The following is a 24,329-nucleotide window of genomic DNA, read 5'->3' on the forward strand; positions in this document are numbered from 1 at the left end:
AAGATTTAACCTAATCTTCATCTACGCATAATTACAAAAAAAGCAGCTAATTCGCTATTCGCTGATAAAGGAAATGATGTCGGCAGGCATTTCATGTCCGCCTTCAAAATTAACTACCTGCGGACGCAAGCCAATACTTTCCAAAGCATGAAAATGTTTTTCGGCTTCACCTTCGGGAATCAGCTCATCGCGGTTGCCGTACACAAAAAACAATTCACGCGAGGGAATAGGTGTTTCGTGTACGTTTGACAGCACATCGGCGGGCATTTCTCCTGCCCACATAATCAGGCGATTATAGGGCACTTTGCTGTGTGCCAGCCAACGGCAAAGCGTGGCGCACCCTTGCGAAAAGCCCAACATGTACACCTTCGGTACATGTTGGAAATGCGGTTTGGCCGATTCCAGCGCATATACTGCCTGCAAATAGTGCATATTGTTGGCTATATCGTTCAGGCGGTCTTCACGGGTCATCCAAACTGCCCCTACCCTGCCCTCAAAGCCTTTCAGGTAGTGCTTGGAAAGCCCCTGCGGTGCTATGATGTAGTTGGTGGCAGAGTCTAAATGAGCAAATTTTCGGACAAAATAGGCGGCCAATTGCCCGTAGCCGTGCATAACCCACCAGATTTTCTCTGTCTGTGCCGAAAGTGTGCCCCACGTGTAGTAGCGGGCATTAAAATTGAAAACGGCATTGTGTTGTGCAATGTCTTCCATCGGCTTACAAACGCTCGCGCAGGGTTTTAGCCAACTCCTCGTAACCTGCTTTGCCTAACAAGGCAAACATATTGACCTTATAAGCCTCTACCCCGGGCTGGTCAAACGGATTGACACCCAGAATATAGCCGCTGATGGCACAGGCTTTTTCAAAGAAGTAGAACAACTGCCCGATATAGTACTCGCTGATGGTCGGAATTTCAATGACCAAATTAGGGACGTTGCCTTCTATGTGGGCAAGCAAGGTGCCTTTTTCAGCCATTTTATTAACGGTGTGCATGTCTTTCCCTGCCAAATAGTTGAGTTTATCCAAATCCTCGGCATCGGTCGGGATGATAACCTGACGGCGGGTTTTGGCAACGGAAATAACGGTTTCAAACAGGTTGCGCTCCCCGTCCTGAATCAGTTGCCCCATGGAGTGCAGGTCGGTTGTGAAGCCGACACCAACAGGCAATATTGCTTTCAGGTCTTTGCCTTCGCTTTCGCCGTAGAGTTGTTTCCACCACTCCACAAGGTATTGCAGGCGCGGGTGATAAGTTGCCAAAATTTCAATGTTTTTGCCGCGGCGATAGAGTGCATTGCGCACGGCCGCATACAGCGAAACGGGGTTTTGGTTCATATCGCTGTATTTTTGGGAATGTAATTCCATGTCGCGTGCGCCGGCCATCAGTTGGCGGATGTCAAAACCTGCCACGGCAATCGGCAGCAGCCCTACGGGGGTAAGCACCGAAAAGCGCCCCCCTACATCGGGCGGGATGGAGAAGGTTTGGTAGCCTTCCTGTGTCGCCATTTTGCGCAGTGCCCCCGACTCAGGGTCAGTAACGGCAATGATGCGCTCGCGTGCGCCTTCCTTGCCGTAGCGTTTTTCCAAATCCTGTTTCAGTAGGCGGAAGGCAATGGCAGGCTCGGTAGTTGTTCCCGACTTAGAAATTACGGCTACTGCATAGCTTTTATCTGCCAAAATATCCATCAGGTCGGCGTGGTAGTCGGCGCAAATATTCTGCCCGGCAAAAATTACCAGCGGGGCTTTGCGCTGCTCCTTGCTCAATAACGGGCTGAAATGGTGTGAAAGGGCATCAATCACTGCTTTGGCACCCAGATAAGAACCGCCTATGCCTACTACAACAAAAATATCGGCGATTTCCTGCATACGGCGGGCGGCAGCCTCTATTTCGCTAAGCAAATCCTCGCTTGTGCTGCTCGGCAGATTGACCCATCCCAAAAAATCGCTGCCTTTACCTGTTCGGTTGCGCAAGGCTTCGTGGTGTTGGTCTATTTCTGCCTGATAGCGGGAAATATCTTTATAGAGCAAAAACTCTAAGGTTTTGCTGATGTCAATTTTCAGTGGTTCCATTTCTTTGCGTTCAGTGTGCGCGGCAAAGATAAAATTTTCGTCCTAACTAAATCGGACGCGCATCAATACTGCACCTGAATTTCGCCTAAAAAGAAATTGCCGCGTACCTGTACAATACAAGGCGATTCGTTAGAAAGAGGCGCAGGTTTTCCCGTGAGCCTGTCTAACCAACTGCGGCGTTTATCCTTCACCTGAAACTCGCTCAACACAAGTTGAACAGCCCTTTGGATGGTGGGGACAGGCGGTAATAATATTTTCACGGCACTCAGCCCGCCCGTAATGACAATATCTAAGTGTTTACCTGCTATTGCTTCGTTGCGAAGGTCTATTGTCGTTTCGCTGAAATAGCTTTCAATGTGTATTCTGAATTGATTGCCAACGACTTGTGCAGTACGGAAATCAATTTTCTGCGTACCGAAAAGGGCGGTGCATTTCACGGGGCGCTCGTCCAGCACCGCTATTTCCTGCTTGTCATTGTTGAAAATGGTTTGCAGCATGCCGTTAGGCATCTGTGAGGAATTGGCAGGATAATCATAGGGCGTTTCCTGCACAAACTGCGGTTGCTGCTGTGCGGGCGGAAAAATTTTATGCCGAATAGCCTTCGGAAAATCGGAAAGCACAGGCTCTAAATCCTCAATACATTCGGCTTTCATGGCCTCCTGTAAACGCCTTTCGTATTCTCGCTCATCCAGATTTTGTTCGGCAAAGGCAGTTTGCAGTGCCTGAATGACTTCTTCCATTTTTTTGGGAAGCCCGTAAATGGTTTTAGTGGCTGTCGGCGTGTGTGAAGCAGGTCGGCTCATTTGACATGATGGTAACGGATTAAACAATCATACGCCAAAGCTGCCTTTTGGGTTTTGCTGCGCAAGATGCAAAAAAAGTAAGGGCGAATTTTTCCGCCCTTACTATCTGTACCAAGCAAGAACGACATACAAAAGCGCAAGAGGTTTGCAAAATGCTCGTGTAAATTACTGAAAAACAAGCATTTAAACCTGACTTTTTTTAGACCTGTCAGGGTTATGTATAACAGCATTGCCCGATAACAATACAGATTTTACATAGCACTAACATTTTCCCACAAAAATGTTAGTGCTGCTTTTTAATCTCCGTCAGCATTTTACAACAACTGAAAGAGTGTTTTAGAAAAAAATTGCAGCAAAAGCGGAACGTTTTGTCCTGCGGCGGTATTAAACCATATGAGAACGGAAAAAAACGCATCTTATTTCAATCAGGAAATCGCACAGGCGATTATTGAACAGATTCGCAGCACACGGTACAGCATTCGGGCGGCTGTTGCATGGATAACCGACCAGCAATTGGTTGCCGCACTATGTGCAAAAGCAGCGGAAGGAGTTGCCGTAGAAGTCATTCTTGCCAACGACCGGGAAAAAAATCAGTACGCTGCCGTTTCGCTCAAAAGCCTGATGCAACAAGGTGCAGAGGTGCACATGGTTGGAACGGATTATGAGGGTGGCAGATTGATGCACCACAAGTTTTGCGTGATAGACCGCCGCAAAGTGCTGACAGGTTCTTACAATTGGACAAACGGGGCACGCAGCAGTTTCATGGAAAATCTGGTCGTTATCAACGACGCAGATACGGCAATTGCCTACGAGCAGGAGTTTCTGCGTATCAAAAAGGGCGCAACGGAAAGCTATGCCGCCACTGACAGACCTTTTGCATGGCTGTACAGCGCTACACCACAAGTTGGGCAAGGGCAGGAAGTTAAAGTAGAGTGGTTGGTAAAAAATGCCGCCCAAGTGCGTTTGAACGGCAAGGCGGTAAATCCTGAAGATAGCTGCACATTCACCGCCGAATACCGTCGGGAGTTTGTGCTGGAAGCCGTCGGTAACGGTTACACGGTGCGCAAAACCTTGTCCGTAGAGTTGTTGCCGCCGCCATCGGTCAGCTTTCAGATTGATAAGCAGGCTATTCTGCAAGGCGAGGTTGTGCGCCTCAAATGGGAAACCACAGGTGCGGAAAAGGTATGGCTAACGGGCGAATTAGGGCAGGTAATCGCCCTCAATAGCCACGGCGAGATGGAACTTTCCCCTGTCCACGAAACACAGTTCACCCTGACAGCCGTCAACAAGGGCGGACAAACGCAAAGCAACCGCATGGTGCGGGTTTTTAAGCGCGTGGAAATCAGCCATATTCAAGTACCGATGCCGCAGGTGCATATTCGCACTGATGTGGGATACGATGTCATTCCGCTGCCTTCGCGCTTCAGCCTTGGTGCCAAAGAATTAGCACACATGTGGCGCGTGCCTTCCATTCGCCGCCTGTCTGCCATGCTCAAATCATTGACAAAATAATCAGAACATAACCCAAATCTAATATCCCCAAAGCCATGAAAAAGTTTCTTTTATTTGCCTCAGGTGCTAACCTTGAAATATTAAACCGTCCCGAATGCCGCAGCGATGAAGCGCGTTTTGTAGGTATTGGCGGTGCGGTAGTAGCCACTGCCTTCTTAGGTTGGCTATCGTCTGCCTATGCGCTGTACAGCATTTTTGAGTCTTACCCCATAGCCATTGCCGTAGGATTTGTGTGGGGTTGTGTGGTTTTCAACTTAGACCGCTTTATTGTTTCGGTCATGCGCAAGCGGACGTTTCGTCCTGCCAATGACAGCAGCGCGGCATTAGTTCGGATAGTGCTTGCACTTTTTTTGGGTTATGTGATTTCTTATCCGTTGAAACTCAAAGTGTTTGAGTCGGAAGTGGCTGCCGAAATGCAGGTAATGGCACAGGAGAAACAGGAAGGCTTCAAAGGTGCCATCACGGCAAAATACAGAGAGGAACTCAACAGACTGCAAGCCGAAAACGAAAAACAACAGGCTGAAATTGAGCAAGCCGAAGCCAACTACAAAGAACTGACCCGTATTTATCTGGCAGAAGCCGACGGCAGCGGGGGAACGGGGCGCTACGGTTGCGGACCGGTCTGCCGCGCCAAAAGAGCTGCCGCCGATGCGGCAGGTGCAGCGTTGCAAAAACTGCGTGCCCAAAATGACCCGAACATTGCTCGGAATCGCGCCCGTATCAATGAAATTATGGCACAGATAGAAAGAGAGGCAGAAACTTGGGGCAACGGCAACGGCATGGGATACAACGGACTGCTGGCACGCATAGAGGCAATGGAACGTCTTAAACAAAAGGAATCGGCTATCTGGTGGGCTTCGTGGCTGCTCGTAGCTCTGCTGATGACCATTGAAATCGCCCCCATTCTGATTAAAATGTTTTCGGCAGCCTGTTCTTACGATTTCCTGCTGGAAATGCACGAAAATCGCCTGTACGACCGTGTTAAATTAGCTATTGACCGTATGTACAACAACTGCCAACGTGAATACCAAATTTTGGTAACAGCCAATCAGAATATGGTAGAAACCGAACGTAAAGCAAATGAACAATTGAGCAGGATGATTGCGCAAACACAGTTGGAACTTGCACAGGAGCAGTTGCAGGAGTTTAAGCAAAGCGCTGCTGCTAAGATGATTAGTAACGTAAGGACGTAATTTTTTTCAATCAAACAGGGAACGTTTGCCGAACGGCGGTATTAAACCACAGGACACCAACGCCGAAAGTCCCTCAAAACAGGCAGCGGAAGCCGAAAAGCTGATAGAGTAGGCAGTTTTACAAAAGCCAATCAAAATGTATCAAACACTGAAAATCAAGTTTTTAATTATAGTCTTGCTATTTGCCGTACAGTCGGTTGCAACCGCGCAGCAAAGTATTACAGTAGTCAAATTGAGTAACGGCGGCAGATATTTGGAAACGAAAAAAGGATGGAGCATTACAGAGGCGTATTATGTCGGACCTTCGGGCACAAATGTACTGATACAAAGCATCAAAAAAGCTATTGAGTGGCATGATTTGAATCGTTCGCACCGGATGTCGTTTACCAAAGAAGTGAACCGTTTCAAAGTGCAAGATAAGTTCTCTTATGAGTTTCACGGGTATATAAGTCAGTTTGCCAATACGGCAAAGGTTATTTTTAAAGGTTATGCCGACGGCAGCAGCGATTGTATGATTGTGATTGACCAACACGGACATGAAGAAAATTTTATTACAATGTCCGGACGCAGCAATATGGAAGATTTTCTTAACATCCTGCAAGGCAAATCCGCCCGCCCCGAGATTGACAATATTTTCAGAAATTAGCGTTTAGAATGTAACCTGCTCATGATGACGGTTCGTATCCTTTGCCTGCTTGCCCTTTTCGGGATTGTTTTTGTCGGCGCGGCGCAAAAACCTCGCCGCCATGCGCTCATCATCGGCATTGACAAGTACAGACCCGAAGACAAGCAATTAGCCGCAAGCGGGCGGGGCTTCGGCGATTTGGACGGGGCGGTAAACGATGCCTTAGCGTTTCAGATGTTGCTCAAAGCCCGCTACGGTTTCCGCACCGCCGATATGCAAATCTTGCTCAACGGCGAGGCAACCGCCGAACGCATCCTCAAAGAGTTGCAGGCAGTTTTGCAGCGCGCCAAAGCGGGCGACCAAGTTATCATTTACTATGCGGGGCACGGTTCGCAGGTGAGCAATCCGCTTTCGCCCGAGCCTGACAAAATGGACGAAACCATTGTGCCTGCCGATGCTTGGCGCGGCAACTTAGACGGCAAACTCTACGACATCCGCGACAAGGAAATTGCCCGCATGGTGTATCCCGCCGCACAAGCGGGCGTACAGGTTACCGTTATTTTTGACAGTTGCCACAGCGGTTCGGTAACACGCGCCGCAGGGGGCAGCGTGGGCAAAATTCGCAAAGCAGCACCTTCGGGCGTGGTGTTGGAAGATGCCTCAGAGTCGCCGCCATTGGAAGCTGCGGGCGTGTTGGTACTCACCGCCGCACAGGATTTTCAGCCTGCACAAGAGTACTACGATGCCAAAGGCAACCCGCACGGGGCATTCACTTACGCGCTCATGCAAGCCATGCGCGAATCGGGCAGGCGCGAATCGGTACGGGAACTTTTCCTGCGCACCCGTGCCCGCCTGAAAGCCCTTGGTCTGAAACAAGAACCCGTGCTGCTGGGCAACGAACAGCGCCGCCGACAGCCGCTCATCGCCCCGCAGGCGACCGAAGGTACGGATGAAGAATCGCCGATTCTGGTAACCGTTGCCGCCAAAACCGATAAGGGCATTGTCATTGAGGGCGGTCCGGTGCTGGGTATTTACGAAAACACATTGCTCAAACCCTTTGGCAAACAGCCGTTGAGCCTGTCGGCAGAGCCGCGTTTGCGCGTCAAACAGTTGTTGGGGGGCAATCGCGCGCTTTGCGAGTTGGAACAAGGCGATGCGCGCCGCATTCAAATCGGCGATGCGTGGGAGGCGGTCAGCCGCACAGTGCCCGAGCGCAGCCGTTTGCGCCTCTGCTTACCCCTGATTGCCCGAGATGCCGAGCAATTGGCAAAAGAGGCAGCCGACTTTTCCCGACGGGCTGCCCTGTACAACATCCAATTTTCGGAAAGCAGCCAAGCGCCTTTTGCCGTGCTGTATCGCAACCAAACGTGGCAGTTGCAGGATGCGGCGGGCAACGTGCTTGCGCAAGAGGCAGCCTTAGACCGCCTTACTTTGGAAGGGGCAGCAGGCAGTGCTGTTTATTGGCTCTTGCCCCTGCCGCAAACCGCAGCGGAAAAGCTGCAAAAAGATGTCAATCAACACGTCATACGATTTGCCGATGAGCAAACGGCTGACTATGTGTTGGGGGGATTCTATCACAACGGCGAACTTCGCTACGGTTGGTTGCGCCAAGCCGCAGGGGCAGACACAAGCCCCATGCCGAAGACCTCCGCCCTGATAGGATTGCAAGAAGCCAATTTCAACAAAACGCTGGGCGATTATTTGGTTCAGTTGGCGCGCATCAAAAACCTGTTGACCATAGAAAACCCGCCGGAAGATCATCCGTTCCCTTATCGGTTGGTATTGGTTAATGCCCAAACGGGGCAAATCCACCGAAGCGATACGTTGCGTACAGGGCAAACCTTTGGGCTGCGGCTGCAATTGGATACGGTTGCGGCTGCTTCGTGGAGCGGCAGGCGGTCGTGGGTGTATGTGTTTGTCTTGGACAGCGAAGGCAACACATCGCTGCTGTATCCGCGCAGCGGCAATGTGGAAAACTTTCTGCCTGCTGCGGACGAACACCCCGAAAGCATTGCTTTGGGTTCGGAGCGGCTGTTGCGCATCACGCCGCCCTTCGGTGCGGATACTTACATCACCCTGCTGACGCACGAACCGCTGCCCGACCCGTTTTTGCTACAACAAAAAGGCGTACAGACACGCGCCGCCGAGCATCCGCTGTCAGATTTGCTGCTGGGCAGTTCCGAAACGCGGTCAGCATCTCTGACTGGCAGTTGGCAAATCCGGCGGCAGGTGTTTGTAAGTATGGGGCAGTAGTGTGTGTAAAATGAATTACGTCAGGGTTAAAGGACGCAGCGCACTGCATCCTCGATGTTTCTATCCCTTCCGCTGCCTTGCCTTGGCGATGGTCATTTTCAGGTAGCGTTCCGCATCGCGGCGGGCGGTGGCTTTTTCCGATTTGCGTTGCAGGACGGCAAGAATCTGCTCATCGGTTCTGCCCTGTTCAATCAGAAAACAAGCCAAAGCAAAGTCATATGTGCTGCGGTCGCGACTTTGCCGCTTGCCACCGTCAGTAAATTTCCAATATACCCAATTCCTCATCTGCCATGAAAGCCGCAATGACTGCTTGTTTTTCTATCAGCATTCGGCAGAGGAAGGCTGTACTTTGATTGCCGGTGCGCAGCAGCAATACCTTACCTTGGGCGGATAGCCGTATAGAACGACAAAGTCCTGAAAATCCGCATCATTGGTATACAAAAGCGTAAGTGGTTTGCAAAAATGCTTTTTGTAAGTTATTGAAAAACAACTACTTAAACCTGACAGGTTTTGAAAACCTTTCAGGTTTGAGTATAACAATTGTGAATGCGCCTTTCTTTGCCCATTGCCAAATAGCCAAGTCTGCGGCACTGTTGCCTAATCCGATGCCGCTCACATGCTTCACCTCTGCATAATGCGCAACTGTCCTCTGGGCCAGAATGTTTTTCAAAGCCAAAGCTTGCCCGCTCCGGCTTGTTGGGAAAGGCATCAGGCAATAGTAAAAAGCGTATAAAGGCGTGTATAATTATTTGAGGTTTGCTTGTAAATTACTGATTATCAAATATTTAATTGTTAATTTTGATCAATTGAGTTACTCAATAAAATATTTCGTAATTTTGATAAAAAAATCAGTAAAACTACATCATACAGAAAAGTTGCGTGATTAATATTGCCATAAAAAAGCGCCGTCCAGCGAAACCGCATGGCAGGGAACACCCAATTCTGCTGCCTCCCGTTTGAGTTGGCGCGCCGTGCGGATGCTGTTGCTGCCGTCTAACACCACGTGCCGAATCTTGTGCAATTGCTCCTTGGAAATCGTTTGCAAGCTGCGCAAGGCATTATTGGCTATCAGCAATACATCACACGGAGGCATAGGGAGCTTACGAACACGCTGCCGTAGGTAAAATACCGTAATGCCGTTTTTTCTGTAAAGAAATCCGCCCGACAATCTGCGCATAGCAACAAGCGTATCCGCATTGCCCAGCGTTGCAACAGGCATGTTTTCCCAATTGATGCCTCTTTTGAGCAAAAAATCGGCAAAAGCATAGCGGATTTGCTGCGGCTGTGCCAACAAACTGCTGTCTGCCTGTAACAGACTTTGCCCCTGCCCTATCCATAAAACAGACGAATGTCGGGCTGTATGAAAAACCGCCAGCAAACGCTCATTCTCCTGTCGCTGCATCAGCGTAGCAATGCTTATGACAAGTGCACATGTAAAAGCTGCTGCGAGCCAAAATTGCTTTCTGACAACAAAAAATACTGTGATGGAAATAATTGCACCATAAATAGCCATCAATTCTGCCTGATTGATGTACAATGTTTGGGTTGCCGAAAACGGCAGCGATTCTACCATGAAAGCCAAATAATTATTCAACCAAGCCAACCATTTGAGCATCCATCCCAACAATTCTGCTAAAAAATTATTCCAAGAAAAAGCCAATACTGCCAGCCCGCCACTCAAAATAAAAAAAGCTAACGGAATGGCAAACAGATTGGACAGCAGGAAGTAATTGGGAAACTGATGGAAATAGTATATCCCCAGAGGAAAGGTAGCCAATTGCGCCGCCACCGATACACACGTAATTTGCCAGATTCTATCCGTCAGCCAATAACGGGACTCCCAAAGGCGATAAAAGCGCGGGTAAAAGTACATGATACCGGCCACAGCGGCATAAGACAACTGAAAACCGACCTGAAACAACATCAGCGGGTCATATGCCAGCAAAATAACGGCAGAGAGCGCCAGCGTATTGAACGAGGAATTGCGCCGCCCGAACAGCAACTGCCCTACATTGAGCAGCGAAAACATCAGCGCCGCCCGCATGACCGAAGGAGAAAGCCCTGTAATGAGCGCATAGCTCCACAGCACAAGCAATACAATACCCGCAAAAGCATATTTACCTTGCGGATGGTTTTGCAATGGCTTCAATACAAAGCTAAGAATGGTGAACAGAATACCCACGTGCAGTCCGGAAACTGCCAGCACGTGCATAATACCCGTAGCCGCATAGGCTCGCAGCAATGTCTCATCCAACTCATCTTTCAGGCCGATAATGAGTGCCGATGCCAGCCCTGCTTCCATAGGGCTGTTCATGGCCTGTTCCAGCGTGTGGTCTGCCCATTTTTGTATGCGCAGCGCTAAACCACGCAGACTGAATGGTGGCTCATAGGGCAGCAACTGCCATTGACCTGCTTTTACAAAGTGCTGATAAGCAATGCCTTTGTTGCGCATCAGTTGCCTGTAATCAAAACCGTCAGGATTTTTAGGCGGCTCAATCGGTTGCGGCGCACCTATAATGAGCAATCGGTTGCCGTAACCTGAAAGCACCGCGTTGGCGCTGTCGGCCTGTACAGAAAGTTGCACTTTGGCATTGGCAGGCAACCATCCACTGTCGGTTTTTACGCGCACCAACTGCACTGTCAAGTTGCTGTTGCCTTTGGTGTTTGGCTTCACGGGAGAAATAATATCTGCCTCATAGGCCTTCACAAGGCTGTCCGGCACGTGTAGGCTCATGCGCTCGCGTGGCTCAACTTGCCACATGCGCAGTGCACCGAAGCTAAAAAAGGCTATATAAACACTTACCGTCGCCCCTATATAAAACAGGTTGGCTGCACGCGCACGACGCATAACCAACCTGTAACACCATAAATATGCAATAACGGCTGTGGCAAAAGTACCGGCATACCATATACCCGCAGGCATATATCGGGCACATATGATGCCTGCAATCACAAGCAATGCCACCCGTAGAAAAGGCAGGCTTTCCCAGTTGCTTTTAAATACCATTCGCCGTGGAGAGTGAATGGCTAAAATTAAGCAATGGTAAAAATATTTTTATGCTGTGGCTTCTAAATTTGTCATTCGGCCGTTTTCGTCAAATTTGGCAACAATGCTCACATCGTTTTTAAGCGCTGTAACCGTATCGCCGTCTTCGCCGTATTCCAGTCCTTTGGCTACCAAATATTGCAGGAATGCACTGCGCTGATTCATCGGGAACAGGTTGCAAATAGCAGGAAAGATATCCGGTATAGCGCCAAGGTCTTCTTTGGTTCTGTTGGGCACTCTGGCGTTGTAAACGGTCAGCAACAGTGCAGTATCTCCCAAATCGGCAATGAAATAGCCCGTCGCTTTAAACATTCCCGAAGCTATCAAACCTAATTTATGCACATCGTTTTCGGTAGCTTGGAAGCCGTGATAACGCAGGAAATCGTTGTTATAACGCTCGCCGTATTCTTTCAACTGTCGAGCATGAGACAGCACCGCTTCGGGAAAATTGCCGGCAGGATTTGCCCATGCATACAGCCACGCCTGAGAATCAGGAATGTAGGTACCTATTACTTGGATAGGACATACCAGATTGCTGCCGAAAATAACATGCGAACCCTCTACGTTAATATGCCATGGCTGATTGCCAATGATTTGATAAAAAGCGGTTTGTTTTTCAAGTGCAATCGCGCCGTAGCGCTCTATCAGTTCCTGCTCGGTTTGGCAGGGTGCTGTATGCAACGATGTGTTTACTGTCATTTTTGTACAAAGTTAATCGCTGCTTTTGGGCAGCATCAGACCGCAAAGCTATTGGTTTCTTGCCGATTTCCGCGTTGTTGGCAGCTACATTCTGTCTGCAAGAATCCTCTTCCACCTATTCAGCAGCAAGCGTATTTTATCGGAGGTTTGCAGTGGGCAAAGAACTCCTCAAAGGCCGGCAGTCGCATGAAAACGGAGTTGTTCAATTTGTGATAGCCATTCCCGAAAATGCTGACAATATTTTTGGGCTGCTTCCAAATAATCAATACCGGGTAAAATTGCTCCAACCGACACCTTGTTTCCTTCATATTCAGGTATCAATCGGATAATGTGCTTTGACGGTGCCGTTTCCTTCCCTTCATTCACCAATTCAGGATTGCCCTCATACTGCGCTACAACTGCTTTCAACTGTTCAATTGCATCCCGTTTATCAGGGTATTCCAACAGCAGTGAATCAGGATTAGCCAGCAGCAGCGATTCAAATTCATGCAATTGGATATAGGGAATAAACTTGCGATAGCCAAGGTCTTGCTTTAAGGCATTCTCCAAAAAAGCGACTTTTTGGTATGGGTCTGTTATGTGCTGTGCTTGTTGAAATCCGGGAAAATCATCAGAAAGCGCATACAGGTCAAACATGGTAGAAAAGTATGGCTCTCCACTTTTTTCCTCTTTTATCCATCGCATTATATCGGCTTTGACGCGTTGATAATCCAACGATCCGCCTCTGAATATTTTATGCCGGTTACGGGATGTTTTTACACAACGACTCTCAATAAAAATACCCTTGGGGTTAAAATGTGGATTCAATACCTGCCGACAGAATTCCATTTCGGTTTGTCCTTCGGCAACGATATTTACGCGAATAACGTTCATCAAGGCTGCCCTCCTATCACGTTTTTCTCCCAAAGCTCGCTAAGGCTGTAATTTCCCAGCCATTCGGCTAATTCAACAGCATTTTTCCGATGAAACGTAGTTGCATGTGTTTGGCGATTTTGTTCTACAATAACAATATCGCTGAGTTCAAACTCATCTACCAATCGCGGAGATTGTGTGGCTATGATAATTTGCGCATGCACCGAAGCCGCTTTTATCATACCTGCCAAATAGCTGATAGCAGATGGGTGAAGCCCTAATTCCGGTTCATCTAAAATGATTACTTGGGGTAAAAGCCGGATGGGTTGCAGCAATAAAGCAGCCAGACACATAAATCGCAAGGAACCGTCTGATAACTGATGCGGGCCGAAAAGATGCTCCTGATAACTACTGTCGCGCCAATTGAGCGCTATGTACTTGTCATTTAAACTGCCGGGGCGCAGGTCAAAATCGCCAAACTGTGGCATAACTTTTTGCACATAACGTACAACTTTCCGATAGTACGGAAACATTTCAGCATCTTCTTTGAGACGGTAGAGGAAGGCGGCCAAATTGCCTGCGTCGCTGTACAGATACTGATTATCCTCAATATAGCCTCTTCCTCGCACGCGAGCAGAGGCCGAAGTATCATGAAAATGATACACTTTACAGTTTCTCAGCAACCGCAACACGGTTGCGGCTGTTTGCCTGTCAGCCTGTTTAGCATCTTTCCCCGTAGCGATTTGTAAAATATCGGATTCTCTAACGCCCGGATTAAGTGTCAGGACAAACGGCTTCTCGGAATTATGTTTTTGGTAGCGGATTTGCTCTTCTGCAAAAATCAGAATATCCCCGGCAGCATGGGTAAGTCTGAATAGGTACTCATCTTTCGCCTGTTCATCTTCAAAAGTAAGGCAAGCACTGATTTCGCGCGTATGTTTTGTGCCAAAGTAAAGAAATGATTCTGCATATCCTCGCTCGGCAATATAGGACTGCAAGGCTCCTGTCATCATGTAGTTCAACATGCTGAAAAAGGAAACTAAGTTGCTTTTGCCTACGCCATTCGCACCCAACAACACCGTTATATCGCCAAAATCTATGGTTGCTCCATGCCTGTTGTCAAAAGATTTGTAGCCTTTTAAACTGATAGATTTTAATTTCATCGCATACTTTCTTTGACTCAAAACAAACTTATACATTTTTATCCGCACAAAAAAGCCTGCACTCGGCAGAGGCAGGCTTCCGTAAATAAGGGTAAATACAACGCAAAAAACAGTCGCTTAGTCCACGTTATCGTGCAAAAATCGGTTATTGCCGAGCATGTGGTCGCCATCGGTGATGTTCATCCGTGAAACCGGATTGACCGAAGAATGGTCTACATCGTTGAGTTTAACATTGCGGCGCAGATAAGCCGGTATATCTTTTTTTTCGTTCAATTCCTGATTGCTCAGTTCGTGAATGGATTTGGCGCTTTCCACACGCTGCAAGCGCGATTTATATTGCTCTTCCAACAGGCGACGACGCAGTTCTTCGTCCGATTCCAACGCCATTGGCGGCGGCAACTCCTCCCCGTCTAAGCGATAAACTACTTTTTCGGGAGCTTTGGGCTGTACCGTTTTCATGGGTTTAGGCTGTGGAGCAATCACATCCTCGTCTTTATCAAAGAAATCGGCTTCGTTGTCAAAAATAAGCGGTACTTTTTTGTTCAATTCCTTGGCAGGATTCTGGATGCGCTTGCTTGTTGCCAAGTCATAAACGGCGCGTTGCTCAGGTTCGTGATGTTCTTGGAAACCGGTAGCAATAACCGTAACGCTGATGGCTTTGCCTAATGCCTCATCTACTGCCTGTCCGAAGATAATTTCGGCATTTTCGCCGGCCTGCTCCTGCACGTACTGCGTAATTTCTTCCAACTCCTCGAATTGGAAAGTATCCTCATCGCCCACCATGATGCTGAGCAGAATATATTTTGCCCCGAAAATATCCGTATCGTTCAGCAGTGGCGAGGTGATGGCTGCCTCTACGGCACGGCGGGCGCGGTTGTCGCCTTCGGCACTTGCAGAACCCATCACGGCAACGCCCGAGTCTTTCATTACCGTGCGCACGTCTTCAAAGTCCACGTTGATAATCCCCGGCACGGTGATAATTTCGGCAATGGACTTAGCCGCTTTGGTCAGTACGTTATCGGCCTGATTAAACGCATCGCGCATGGTGGTATTGCCGTAAATCTCGCGCAGTTTGTTGTTCAGAATCACAATAACCGTATCGCAATGCTTGCGCAGTTCGGCAATGCCTTGCTCAGCGCGGGCTTGCTTGGGCTTGCCCTCAAACTGGAAAGGCGCGGTAACAATGCCAACCGTAAGAATGCCCATTTCCTTGGCAATTTCAGCAATAACGGGGGCAGCACCCGTACCCGTTCCGCCGCCCATGCCGGCAGTGATAAACACCATTTTGGTGTTACCCGTCAGCATCTTGCGGATTTCTTCTTTGCTTTCAATGGCAGAATTGCGCCCTTTTTCGGGATTTGCTCCCGCACCCAGTCCAGCGGTCAAGTTAGCGCCCAACTGTACCTTATTGGGTACGGGGCTGAGTTGCAACGCCTGAATGTCTGTATTGCAAACGTAGAAATCTACGCCGCGAATACCCTGACGATACATGTGGTTTACCGCATTGCTGCCGCCACCGCCCACACCGATTACCTTAATAATGGAATCGTTATTGGTGAGCATATCAAATTCATATCTGAGTTCTTTCATAGTTGTATGTCGTTTGGTGTGAAAGGCTGGGATTAATATTTACCGTCATCAAAGTCATCAATCAGTAAGTCTTTGGTTTTCTGAAGGATGTCTCTGAAGAAACTGGAAGCGGAAGGGCGGCTGCTGCCACTGCCGTAAGAGTAGCCTTCCACACCGCTGATTTTCGGGCTCTTCAGATAGTTGTCTTCGCGCTCGTCTATGGTCATAAAGCCTGCCAGCACCAAACCGACGGAGGTGGCAAACATCGGGCTTTTTACATTTTCGTGTTTGCTCTTGCCGAGGTGTTCGTTCGGATAGCCGATGCGTGTGTCTAAGCCCGTTTTCAGCGAAAACAGTTCGCGGATGCCTTGCAACATGGCGCCGCCGCCTGTCAGCACGATGCCCCCTGCCAACTTGTTGGCATAGCCCGAACGGACAATTTCCAGATAAACCATTTCCACGATTTCCTCTACGCGGGCTTCAATAATCCGTGCCAGATTTTTCACCGAAATTTCTTTTGCCGGACGGTCGCGCAGCCCCGGGATAGACACCATCACGTTTTCAGGCGTAGCAGCAGGCAGCGAAGAACCAAAGAACACTTTGAGTTGCTCTGCCTGACTTTCCAAAACCGAACAGCCCTGCTTAATGTCGCTGGTGATAATTTCGCCGCCAAACGGAATGACAGCAGTGTGGCGGATGATGCCGTCGTGGAAAATGGCAATGTCGGTAGTGCCGCCGCCAATGTCCACAATGGCAATGCCCGCTTCTTTTTCCTCTTCGCTCAAAACGGCAAGGCTGGATGCCAATGGCTCTAAGATAATGTTTTCAATCTGCAAGCCGGCACGCTCTACGGCGCGTTTGATGTTTTTCACCGCATTGGTTTGCGCCGTGATGATGTGGAAATCGGCTTCCAACTTCACCCCTGCCATGCCTACGGGGTCTTTGATGTTTTCCTCGTAATCAACCGTATAGTGTTGCGGCATCACGTGGATAATTTCGCTGCCCGGCGTGGTTACGGTGCGGTACATGTCGTTGGTGAGCCGGTTTACGTCTTCAATGGTAATCTCATCGTCGTTGCGGCTGCGGGTAATGCTGCCTCGATGCAAGTAGCTGCGGATGTGCTTGCCTGCAATACCCACGTTTACCACGCGGATTTCAATACCCGAAGTTTTTTCTGCCTCTGCAATGGCTTCCGTAATGCTGACGGTCGTTTTGCTGATGTTGGATACCACGCCGTCTTTCACGCCTTGCGATTCGGCTTTACCCATTCCGATAATTTCCAATTTGCCGAAATTGTCTAAACGACCGACGATGGCGCATATCTTGGTCGTTCCGATATCCAATCCGACGATGATTTTGTCGTTCATAATGGTAGATGTTTATTAATATTTTTCACGCGTTCAATTTTGGGTTACTCGCAGACAATTTGGTTGTTGAAGCCCACCTTCACTTTTCGGTATGCCGTCCAGCCTTTGGCAGGGACAATTTTTTCGTAGAAAAGTGCCAACCGTCGGAATTTCTTCTCCACATCAACGGGTTCGCCAAACTCAATCAACTGTTCGCCTACGGTCGGGTAAAAGGTTAAGTGTAAGTCTTTGTCAATATCAATTTGTGCAATTTGTGCTTTCCAGAAAGGGTCTTTATCAATGAAATTCAGCACTTCCAGCAGTGCTTTGCCGTAGGGCTGCACCAGCGTATCCAAATTTGAGAGAGAGTCTGTGCCTTCGCCGGTTACAATAGGCACGCGAGCAGTGAACTTATCCGAAGTAGGAATCATTTTGCCCTCGTCGGAAATGTAGTAACTGCCGCCTTTGTTGCGCATCACGCGGGCAACGGGCTTGCGCTGGGTAACGTTGATAACCAGCGTGCCTTTCAGGTCGCGGGAAACCTGACAGTCTTCCACGAAGTTGTATTGCCTGATGCGGTTTTCTAATGCTACCAAGTTGATAGCACCCGGTTCGGTTGCCAACGAATCGCCGCGGCGGAAGTCGTTCACAATTGCTTCTATATCGCTTTCGGTGAGCAGTTGCCCTTCTTCGGCATAATTTAGCTGAATGAGTACCTGCCCGTTGGATACGCGGGCGTAATGCCTGCCCGCAAAGCCGACAGCTGCAAAAATGGCAATGGCTGTCAGTAAAATTTTTGCCCGTTTTTTGAGTCTGAATCTGCGCATCGGTCAAACGGTTTTAAGGGTGAATGTCTCTGTTATTTGCGGCACAAATCGGTCAATATCGCCTGCCCCGACCGTTGCCAGCAAGTCAATATCCAATTGCCGAAGCATCGGCAGCAGTTCCTGTTCGGTTATCAAATGTTTGTCTTGTACGGTGGCACGACGGAAAATCAGTTCCGATGTTACGCCTTCCATCGGCAGCTCTCGCGCCGGATAAATCGGCAGCAAGATGAGGCGGTCTGCACGGCTCAAACTTTCCGAAAAACCCGCTGCAAAGTCGCGGGTACGCGAAAACAAATGCGGCTGAAACACGACCGTCAAATGGCGGTTCGGGTAGCGCATTCGCATGGCGGCAATAAACGCATCTATTTCGGTCGGATGGTGAGCGTAGTCGTCCACATACACCAACTCATCGGTTTCTATGCAAATTTCAAAGCGACGCTTCACGCCTTTGTAAGTTGCCAAAGCCTCGCGAAGGCTTTCGGGCGCAATTTGTGCCACTTTCCAAGCCAGCGTAAGAGCCGCCAGTGCGTTATTGAGGCTGTGCATTCCCGGAACGGCAAGCACGGCATCTTTCAGCATCGTTTTGCCGCGAACCACCCAATCAAAAACGGTGCGCCCGTTCACAACGCGGATATTTTCCGCCCATACGTCCAAACCTGCGGCAGATTGTGCGTCGTATCGCCAAACTTCCGCATTTGCAAAGTCGGCTTGGCGCACTTGTGCCAAGCGGTGCAGCAACAGGAACGATTTTACCTGTTTGCCAAAGTCGGTAAAACTTTCCCGCAATCGGTCGGCTTCGCCGTAGATGTCCAAATGGTCGGCATCGGTAGAGGTGATGACAGCCGCCAAGGGTTGCAGGTGCAGAAACGAACGGTCGTATTCGTCGGCTTCTACCACTGCCCAAGCCTGTGCTGCCTCCCCGCGATTGAGCAGGAAATTGGTTTGGTAGTTTTGCGTGATGCCGCCCAAAAACGCCGCGCAGTCCGTGCCGCTGTGGTGTATCAGGTGCGCCAAAGTGCTGCTTGTGCTGGTTTTTCCGTGCGTTCCCGCTACGGCAAGGCAGCGCATGGCATTGGCAATCAGTCCCAATACGGCAGCGCGTTTGCGGCAGTCAAAACCGTTGGCAATCAGGTAGTTCAGCTCGCGATGGTCTTTCGGAACGGCGGGCGTGTAAACCACCAAAGTTGCCTTCGGATTTTCAAGGAACGGCGCGGGAATCAGTGCGACATCGTCCGTAAAGTGTATGTCCATGCCTTCGGATTGCAAGGCAGCCGTCAGCGGGGTAGCGGTGCGGTCATAGCCGGCAACCTCATAGCCGTTGGCTTTGCACCAACGCGCCAAGTTGCTCATCCCGATGCCGCCGATACCGACGAAATACACAAAACGAATGTTCGCTAACACCTTTTTTTACGCTTTATCAATTTCACTTACAATTACTTCTGCGATTTGCGCCGCCGCATCGGGTCGGGCAAATGCGCGAATGGAATTTTTTAATGCCGCCTGTTTGGCTTCATCTGCCAGCAGTTGCATGAGCATATCGCCCAGCAGTGCCTCCGCCTCGCTGTCTTTGACCATCAGTGCCGCGCCTTTTTCTGCCAAGGCAAGGGCATTTTTGGTCTGATGGTCTTCCGCCACGTTGGGCGAAGGAATCAGGATGCAGGGCTTTTGCGCCACGCAAATTTCCGATACCGAAAGCGCGCCCGCACGCGAAACAACCACGTCGGCAAGGGCATAGGCATAGTGCATTTCATACACAAAGTCGCTGATATACAGCCCCTTTTGCGGCGGAAACAACGCCCGCAGCGCGTCGTAGTAGCCTTTGCCCGTTTGCCAAATGAGCTGATAGCCGCCATCCAACAGCCGAAGGGCTTCTTTCTGTATGCAGCGGTTCACGGTGCGTGCGCCAAGGCTTCCGCCAAGCACCAGCACGGTTTTTCTGTCGGCAGCCAGCCCGAAATGCGCCGCCGCCTTTTCGCGCAAGCCCTCCAAGTGCTGAATATCTTGCCGCACGGGGTTGCCCGTCAGCACGATGCGCTCCTTGGGGAAAAATTTCTCCATGCCCGGATAGGCTACGCAAATTTTCCGTGCATACTTTGCCAGCAACTTGTTGGTCAGCCCCGCAAAGGCGTTTTGCTCTTGCAGGAAAATCGGTACGTTGTTCCAAGCCGCTACCTGCCCGATAGCCCCGCTGGCATAGCCTCCCACGCCGATAACGGCATCGGGGCGAAACTCGCGCAAGATTCGGCGGGCTTTCCAAAGGCTTGCCGCCAAGCGGAAAGGGAAAGTCAAATTGGCTTTCCACTGCCCGCGCTGCAAGCCGCGAATCGGCAGCCCGACGATGGTATAGCCTGCCTTCGGCACTTTTTCCATTTCCATTTTGCCCTCTGCACCCACGAAAAGCAGTTGCAGGTCGGGTATGCGTTGCTGCAAAGCCTGCGCAATGGCAATCGCCGGATAAATATGTCCGCCGGTACCTCCTCCGCTGATGATGACTTTTTGCAACTGCATATTTTTCAACACTAATTTTTCAATGACAAATAACCAACTCTCCCCTATTGAAACCTCAACCTCGCCTGACGCACTTCCAGCGGTTTAATGGTGCGCACACCACGGCTCACGCTGATAATCACACCGATAGATACGCCCGTGAATAACATGGACGTTCCGCCCATGCTAATCAGCGGCAACGGCAAGCCCGTAATAGGCACTATACCCACGGCAACACCCATATTGACCAATGCCTGCACGACCAAACTGAAACTCAAACCTGCTGAAAGCAATCCTCCGAATGCCAATTCACTGTTGGCAGCCGCCAACATTCCACGATAGAGCAAGGTCAGGTACAGCCCAATGACCACTGCCGCACCGATGAATCCGTATTCTTCTACCAAAATGGCAAAAATGAAGTCCGAATAAGGGTGCGGAATGTAGTTGCGCTGGGTGCTTTGCCCGGGTCCCTTGCCGATGAATCCTCCCGTAGCAATGGCAATATGCGATTGCTCGGCTTGGAAAGGCATATCATCTAAGTTAAAAAATGCCTGAATCCGATTTTTGGCAGTTTCGCCGCGCTGACCGACGGCTACGGCAAACATACCCGCCAGCAAACCAACGATGAGCAAAGAGGTCAGGTAGCGGGAAGGCACACGCCCGATGAACATCAGCAGCATACAGGTTGCAAAGAGCAACACCGCCCCCGAAAGGTCGGAAAGCCCGATGAGTCCGCAAATCACGCCGCACCATATTAATATAGGTGTAAAAGCCCGTTGCGTATCGGTGCGCAGAGCATTTTGACGCTTTGCCAGCATACTTGCCACATTGACAATAAGGGCAAACTTTGCCAAGTCGGAAGGCTGAAAGGTTTGGTTGAAATACGGAATCGTAATCCAGCGGGTCGCATCGTTGAGCGTAACGCCGTAGCGCCACGTGACCAACAGCAGCGGCACGGAAAGCAGCAGCGCAAACCGCGACAGGCGCGAATAGACGCGGTAATCTATGCGGCTGCAAAACCACATGGCAATGAAGCCGACCAAAACCAGCAGCGAATGGCGCACCAAGTAGGCTTCCGTATCGCCCTCCATGCGGCGGAATGCCAGCGTACCCGTCGCGCTGTACACCAGCAGAATGCCGATGACGGAAAGGGCAAAAACCACCCCCCAAAGCACGGGGTCGCCCTGAAAGATGTCTTTCAGCTCTATCCTGCGCTGCAAGGCAACGGTTTGACCGCTGTCGTCTGCCGTTTGTTTTGCTGTGTTTTCCATATTTTTTGTTCGTTTATGTCCAAACCTGACGTTTTTTTAGAAACCCGTCAGGTTTACAAAGCGTGTTAAGTCGTTACGGTCTCCCCCAGTTTCCGACAAGCGGCGGCGAATTGCAGCCCTCTGTCTTCGTAATTTTTGAACAAGTCAAAACTTGCGCAGGCAGGCGAGAGCAGTACCACATCGCCGGGGGCGGCAAAGCGGTAAGCGGCAGCCACTGCCTCTTCCATGCTGTGCGTATCGGCTATTTGCGGCACAATCGGCGCGAAATAGCGGTATAGCTTGCTGTTATCTGCGCCCATGCACACAAGAGCTTTTACCTTGCGTTTGACAAGGTCGCGCATCAGGTCATAGTCGTTGCCTTTGTCTTTGCCGCCGGCAATCCATACGATAGGTTCGCGGTAGGCATCCAGTGCGTACATGGCAGCGTCCACGTTCGTAGCTTTGGAATCGTTGATAAACGTAATTCCTTGATAAACATGTACTTTCTGCAAGCGATGCGGGGCATTGACAAAGCCGGGCAGTGCTTCCTGAATGGCTTTTGCGCTCACCCCTGCCAACAGAACCGCCTGAATGGCAACCGCCATGTTAATCATGTTGTGGCGACCGACCAAGGGCAGCCGCTCAAAGGTATAGCCGCCAACGCTGAGCGTGCCGTTACCGAATTGCGCATCGGTAATGGGGTATTGACGGGCGGCGATGCTGCGCTTTGCCAACTCCGATGCAAGAATCGGGTCTTGGGCAAAATAGACAAAGGCATCTTCCGCCTCCATTTTTTGCAACAGTCGGAATTTAGCCGCCGCGTAGAGTTCCATGCTGTTGTCGTAGCGGTCTAAATGGTCGGGCGTGATGTTGAGCAACACGGCAATGTTGGGGCGGAAAGTATAGCAATTGTCCAATTGGAAACTGCTGATTTCCAGCACGTACCAATCAATTTTTCTGCCTTCGGAACGCTCTAATGCCACTTGTCGCGCAAAACTTTCGCCTACGTTGCCTGCCAATGCCACGTTTTGTCCAGTGGCTTTCATCAGGTAATGGGTGAGCAGCGTGGTAGTGGTTTTGCCGTTTGTACCCGTAATGGCAATGAATCGGGCGGGGGTATAACGCGCCGCAAATTCAATTTCGGACAGCACAGGGATACCCTTGGCAAGGGCTGCGGCAACTACGGGAACGGCATCGGGGATGCCGGGGCTTTTCACGATTTGGTCGGCTGCCAAGATGCGCTTTAACGTATGAGTGCCTTCCTCAAAGGCAATGTCGTGTTGTTGCAACTCACGGCGATAGCGTTCGGCAATGGTGCCGCCGTCGGATACGAACACCTCGTACCCTAACTGTCGGGCCAGTACTGCCGCTCCGACGCCGCTTTCGGCTGCACCTAACACTGCAATTTTCATATCGCTATCTGATTTTCAGACTAATAACCGTAAACAATGCAAGTAACACTTGAACAATCAGGAAGCGGTTCACGATTTTTACCTCGTGAATGCCCTTCTTTTGGAAATGGTGATGCAGCGGCGACATAAGGAAAATGCGCCGCCCTTCGCCGTATTTCTTTTTGGTGTATTTAAAATAGGACACCTGAATCATGACCGACAGATTTTCCACCAGAAAAACGCCGCACAGAACGGGAATCAACAACTCTTTGCGAATGGCTACGGCGATAACGGAAATCAACGCGCCCAGCATGAGGCTGCCCGTATCGCCCATGAACACCTGCGCGGGGTAAGAATTGTACCAAAGAAAACCGATGCACGCCCCCACGAAGGCAAGGCAGAAAATAGTCAGCTCGCCCGTATGCGGTATGTACATGATGTTCAGGTACTTAGCCGTCAGCACGTTGCCCGAAACGTACGCCAGCACAGCCAGCGTAACGCCTATGACGGCGGAAGTTCCCGCTGCCAGCCCGTCCAAGCCGTCGGTAATGTTGGCCCCGTTGGAAACAGCGGTGATAATGAACGTTACCACGCCTACGTACAACACCCACAGGAAGGCATCGTTAGCTACCGGCCAGATGTCGGCATAATCAAACTCGTTGTTTTTGACAAACGGAATGGTGGTTTTGGTGGACTTAACATCCTCAAATTTGCCTTGTCGGGTTGCCAACATGACATTTTCGGTAGTTACCTTGTCGTCATAGTCGCGCACGACTACGTACTCGTTGAAGTAGAGCGTTGTGCCTACAATGATGCCCAGCGTAACCTGCCCCACGATTTTGAACCGCCCTTTGAGTCCTTCTTTGTTTTTGAGAAAAACTTTGATGTAATCGTCGGCAAAGCCAATCAGCCCCGCAAAAACAGTGGTAATGAGCAGCAGCACAATATATACGTTGGTCAGACGCGTAAAGAGCAGCACGGGAATCAGAATGGCAGCCAGAATAATCAGCCCGCCCATGGTTGGTGTTCCTTTTTTCTCGGTTTGCCCCTGCAAGCCCAACTCGCGGATGGTTTCGCCGATTTGCTGACGGCGCAGGTAGTTGATGATGCGTTCACCGAAAGTCATCCCAATCAGCAGCGAAACAACCGCAGCCATACCTGCCCGGAAAGAAATATACTGGAACAAGCCCGCCCCCGGCAGGTTGAATTGTTCGTCCAGATATTGAAACAGATAGTAGAGCACTTGTC

General features: G+C 50.0%; 20 protein-coding genes. 4 read left to right on the forward strand and 16 right to left on the reverse strand.

The genetic code is table 11. The features are described from left to right. Nucleotides 1-54: 54 nt before the first annotated feature. The 3 genes from NDK19_RS08255 to NDK19_RS08265 all read right to left on the reverse strand — a co-directional run bounded on the left by NDK19_RS08255 (nt 55) and on the right by NDK19_RS08265 (nt 2,868). Nucleotides 55-711, reverse strand: coding sequence for an alpha/beta hydrolase (locus NDK19_RS08255; RefSeq protein WP_250631399.1), 657 nt, complete (start codon nt 709-711; stop codon nt 55-57). Between the two features lie 4 nt (nt 712-715). Then, complete coding sequence (locus NDK19_RS08260) at nt 716-2,065, reverse strand: glucose-6-phosphate isomerase (protein WP_250631400.1); 1,350 nt, start codon at nt 2,063-2,065, stop codon at nt 716-718. Between the two features lie 62 nt (nt 2,066-2,127). Further along, nucleotides 2,128-2,868 (reverse strand): DUF1707 SHOCT-like domain-containing protein, encoded by a 741-nt coding sequence (locus NDK19_RS08265; protein WP_250631401.1) that lies wholly within the window; start codon nt 2,866-2,868, stop codon nt 2,128-2,130. Nucleotides 2,869-3,261: 393 nt separating this feature from the next. Between NDK19_RS08265 and NDK19_RS08270 the strand changes: the two genes are divergently transcribed. From NDK19_RS08270 to NDK19_RS08285, 4 genes are all read left to right on the forward strand, one after another. Continuing rightward, on the forward strand, nt 3,262-4,380 hold the full coding sequence (locus NDK19_RS08270; protein WP_250631402.1) for a phospholipase D-like domain-containing protein: 1,119 nt from the start codon (nt 3,262-3,264) through the stop codon (nt 4,378-4,380). Nucleotides 4,381-4,415: 35 nt separating this feature from the next. Beyond that, nucleotides 4,416-5,573 carry a DUF4407 domain-containing protein gene (locus tag NDK19_RS08275; RefSeq protein WP_250631403.1) on the forward strand — a complete coding sequence of 386 codons (1,158 nt, stop codon included), beginning with the start codon at nt 4,416-4,418 and terminating at the stop codon, nt 5,571-5,573. Between the two features lie 136 nt (nt 5,574-5,709). Then, complete coding sequence (locus NDK19_RS08280; RefSeq protein WP_250631404.1) at nt 5,710-6,219, forward strand: hypothetical protein; 510 nt, start codon at nt 5,710-5,712, stop codon at nt 6,217-6,219. 21 nt (nt 6,220-6,240) lie between these two features. After that, nucleotides 6,241-8,451, forward strand: a complete 2,211-nt coding sequence (locus tag NDK19_RS08285; protein WP_250631405.1) for a caspase family protein — start codon at nt 6,241-6,243, stop codon at nt 8,449-8,451. A 60-nt stretch (nt 8,452-8,511) separates the two neighbouring features. On the opposite strand, the gene NDK19_RS08290 is transcribed toward NDK19_RS08285, so the two are convergent. The 13 genes from NDK19_RS08290 to mraY form a co-directional block, all read right to left on the reverse strand. Then, nucleotides 8,512-8,736: a hypothetical protein gene (locus tag NDK19_RS08290; protein WP_250631406.1), complete on the reverse strand. Its 225-nt coding sequence runs from the start codon at nt 8,734-8,736 to the stop codon at nt 8,512-8,514. A 598-nt stretch (nt 8,737-9,334) separates the two neighbouring features. Then, the gene (locus NDK19_RS08295) at nt 9,335-11,458 is read right to left on the reverse strand and encodes a ComEC/Rec2 family competence protein (RefSeq protein WP_250631407.1); all 2,124 of its coding nucleotides are present in this window, start codon (nt 11,456-11,458) and stop codon (nt 9,335-9,337) included. Nucleotides 11,459-11,506: 48 nt separating this feature from the next. Continuing rightward, nucleotides 11,507-12,196: a DUF6882 domain-containing protein gene (locus tag NDK19_RS08300; protein ID WP_250631408.1), complete on the reverse strand. Its 690-nt coding sequence runs from the start codon at nt 12,194-12,196 to the stop codon at nt 11,507-11,509. A 168-nt stretch (nt 12,197-12,364) separates the two neighbouring features. After that, nucleotides 12,365-13,069, reverse strand: coding sequence for a DUF4276 family protein (locus NDK19_RS08305; RefSeq protein ID WP_250631478.1), 705 nt, complete (start codon nt 13,067-13,069; stop codon nt 12,365-12,367). Further along, nucleotides 13,069-14,211, reverse strand: a complete 1,143-nt coding sequence (locus NDK19_RS08310; RefSeq protein ID WP_250631409.1) for an AAA family ATPase — start codon at nt 14,209-14,211, stop codon at nt 13,069-13,071. The genes NDK19_RS08305 and NDK19_RS08310 overlap by 1 nt, the downstream gene beginning before the upstream one ends. A gap of 117 nt (nt 14,212-14,328) precedes the next feature. Then, entirely contained in the window at nt 14,329-15,801 is a 1,473-nt protein-coding gene (ftsZ, locus tag NDK19_RS08315; RefSeq protein ID WP_250631410.1) for a cell division protein FtsZ, read from the reverse strand. A 32-nt stretch (nt 15,802-15,833) separates the two neighbouring features. After that, on the reverse strand, nt 15,834-17,147 hold the full coding sequence (ftsA, locus tag NDK19_RS08320; RefSeq protein WP_262910300.1) for a cell division protein FtsA: 1,314 nt from the start codon (nt 17,145-17,147) through the stop codon (nt 15,834-15,836). A gap of 44 nt (nt 17,148-17,191) precedes the next feature. Continuing rightward, nucleotides 17,192-17,953 carry a cell division protein FtsQ/DivIB gene (locus tag NDK19_RS08325; RefSeq protein ID WP_250631411.1) on the reverse strand — a complete coding sequence of 254 codons (762 nt, stop codon included), beginning with the start codon at nt 17,951-17,953 and terminating at the stop codon, nt 17,192-17,194. A gap of 3 nt (nt 17,954-17,956) precedes the next feature. Beyond that, on the reverse strand, nt 17,957-19,354 hold the full coding sequence (murC, locus tag NDK19_RS08330) for a UDP-N-acetylmuramate--L-alanine ligase (protein WP_250631412.1): 1,398 nt from the start codon (nt 19,352-19,354) through the stop codon (nt 17,957-17,959). A 6-nt stretch (nt 19,355-19,360) separates the two neighbouring features. Further along, on the reverse strand, nt 19,361-20,461 hold the full coding sequence (gene murG / locus NDK19_RS08335) for an undecaprenyldiphospho-muramoylpentapeptide beta-N-acetylglucosaminyltransferase (protein WP_250631413.1): 1,101 nt from the start codon (nt 20,459-20,461) through the stop codon (nt 19,361-19,363). A 44-nt stretch (nt 20,462-20,505) separates the two neighbouring features. Further along, nucleotides 20,506-21,711, reverse strand: coding sequence for an FtsW/RodA/SpoVE family cell cycle protein (locus NDK19_RS08340; RefSeq protein WP_250631414.1), 1,206 nt, complete (start codon nt 21,709-21,711; stop codon nt 20,506-20,508). A 65-nt stretch (nt 21,712-21,776) separates the two neighbouring features. Beyond that, nucleotides 21,777-23,102 (reverse strand): UDP-N-acetylmuramoyl-L-alanine--D-glutamate ligase, encoded by a 1,326-nt coding sequence (gene murD, locus NDK19_RS08345; protein ID WP_250631415.1) that lies wholly within the window; start codon nt 23,100-23,102, stop codon nt 21,777-21,779. Nucleotides 23,103-23,106: 4 nt separating this feature from the next. Then, nucleotides 23,107-24,324, reverse strand: a complete 1,218-nt coding sequence (gene mraY / locus NDK19_RS08350; protein ID WP_250631416.1) for a phospho-N-acetylmuramoyl-pentapeptide-transferase — start codon at nt 24,322-24,324, stop codon at nt 23,107-23,109. Nucleotides 24,325-24,329: the final 5 nt, after the last annotated feature.

It is taken from the genome of Rhodoflexus caldus, assembly GCF_021206925.1.
Taxonomy (GTDB): domain Bacteria; phylum Bacteroidota; class Bacteroidia; order Cytophagales; family Thermoflexibacteraceae; genus Rhodoflexus; species Rhodoflexus caldus.

What these genes read in the sequence shown, in the direction of transcription:
- NDK19_RS08275 (WP_250631403.1), top strand. Translation starts at nt 4,416, where the DNA reads ATGAAAAAGTTTCTTTTATTTGCCTCAGGTGCTAACCTTGAAATATTA.
- NDK19_RS08270 (WP_250631402.1), top strand. Translation starts at nt 3,262, where the DNA reads ATGAGAACGGAAAAAAACGCATCTTATTTCAATCAGGAAATCGCACAG.
- NDK19_RS08265 (WP_250631401.1), bottom strand. Translation starts at nt 2,868, where the DNA reads ATGAGCCGACCTGCTTCACACACGCCGACAGCCACTAAAACCATTTAC.
- NDK19_RS08280 (WP_250631404.1), top strand. Translation starts at nt 5,710, where the DNA reads ATGTATCAAACACTGAAAATCAAGTTTTTAATTATAGTCTTGCTATTT.
- NDK19_RS08340 (WP_250631414.1), bottom strand. Translation starts at nt 21,711, where the DNA reads ATGGAAAACACAGCAAAACAAACGGCAGACGACAGCGGTCAAACCGTT.
- murD (WP_250631415.1), bottom strand. Translation starts at nt 23,102, where the DNA reads ATGAAAATTGCAGTGTTAGGTGCAGCCGAAAGCGGCGTCGGAGCGGCA.
- NDK19_RS08290 (WP_250631406.1), bottom strand. Translation starts at nt 8,736, where the DNA reads ATGAGGAATTGGGTATATTGGAAATTTACTGACGGTGGCAAGCGGCAA.
- NDK19_RS08310 (WP_250631409.1), bottom strand. Translation starts at nt 14,211, where the DNA reads ATGAAATTAAAATCTATCAGTTTAAAAGGCTACAAATCTTTTGACAAC.
- NDK19_RS08325 (WP_250631411.1), bottom strand. Translation starts at nt 17,953, where the DNA reads ATGCGCAGATTCAGACTCAAAAAACGGGCAAAAATTTTACTGACAGCC.
- murG (WP_250631413.1), bottom strand. Translation starts at nt 20,461, where the DNA reads ATGCAGTTGCAAAAAGTCATCATCAGCGGAGGAGGTACCGGCGGACAT.
- ftsA (WP_262910300.1), bottom strand. Translation starts at nt 17,147, where the DNA reads ATGAACGACAAAATCATCGTCGGATTGGATATCGGAACGACCAAGATA.
- NDK19_RS08300 (WP_250631408.1), bottom strand. Translation starts at nt 12,196, where the DNA reads ATGACAGTAAACACATCGTTGCATACAGCACCCTGCCAAACCGAGCAG.
- NDK19_RS08255 (WP_250631399.1), bottom strand. Translation starts at nt 711, where the DNA reads ATGGAAGACATTGCACAACACAATGCCGTTTTCAATTTTAATGCCCGC.
- ftsZ (WP_250631410.1), bottom strand. Translation starts at nt 15,801, where the DNA reads ATGAAAGAACTCAGATATGAATTTGATATGCTCACCAATAACGATTCC.
- NDK19_RS08260 (WP_250631400.1), bottom strand. Translation starts at nt 2,065, where the DNA reads ATGGAACCACTGAAAATTGACATCAGCAAAACCTTAGAGTTTTTGCTC.
- NDK19_RS08285 (WP_250631405.1), top strand. Translation starts at nt 6,241, where the DNA reads ATGATGACGGTTCGTATCCTTTGCCTGCTTGCCCTTTTCGGGATTGTT.
- NDK19_RS08295 (WP_250631407.1), bottom strand. Translation starts at nt 11,458, where the DNA reads ATGGTATTTAAAAGCAACTGGGAAAGCCTGCCTTTTCTACGGGTGGCA.
- NDK19_RS08305 (WP_250631478.1), bottom strand. Translation starts at nt 13,069, where the DNA reads ATGAACGTTATTCGCGTAAATATCGTTGCCGAAGGACAAACCGAAATG.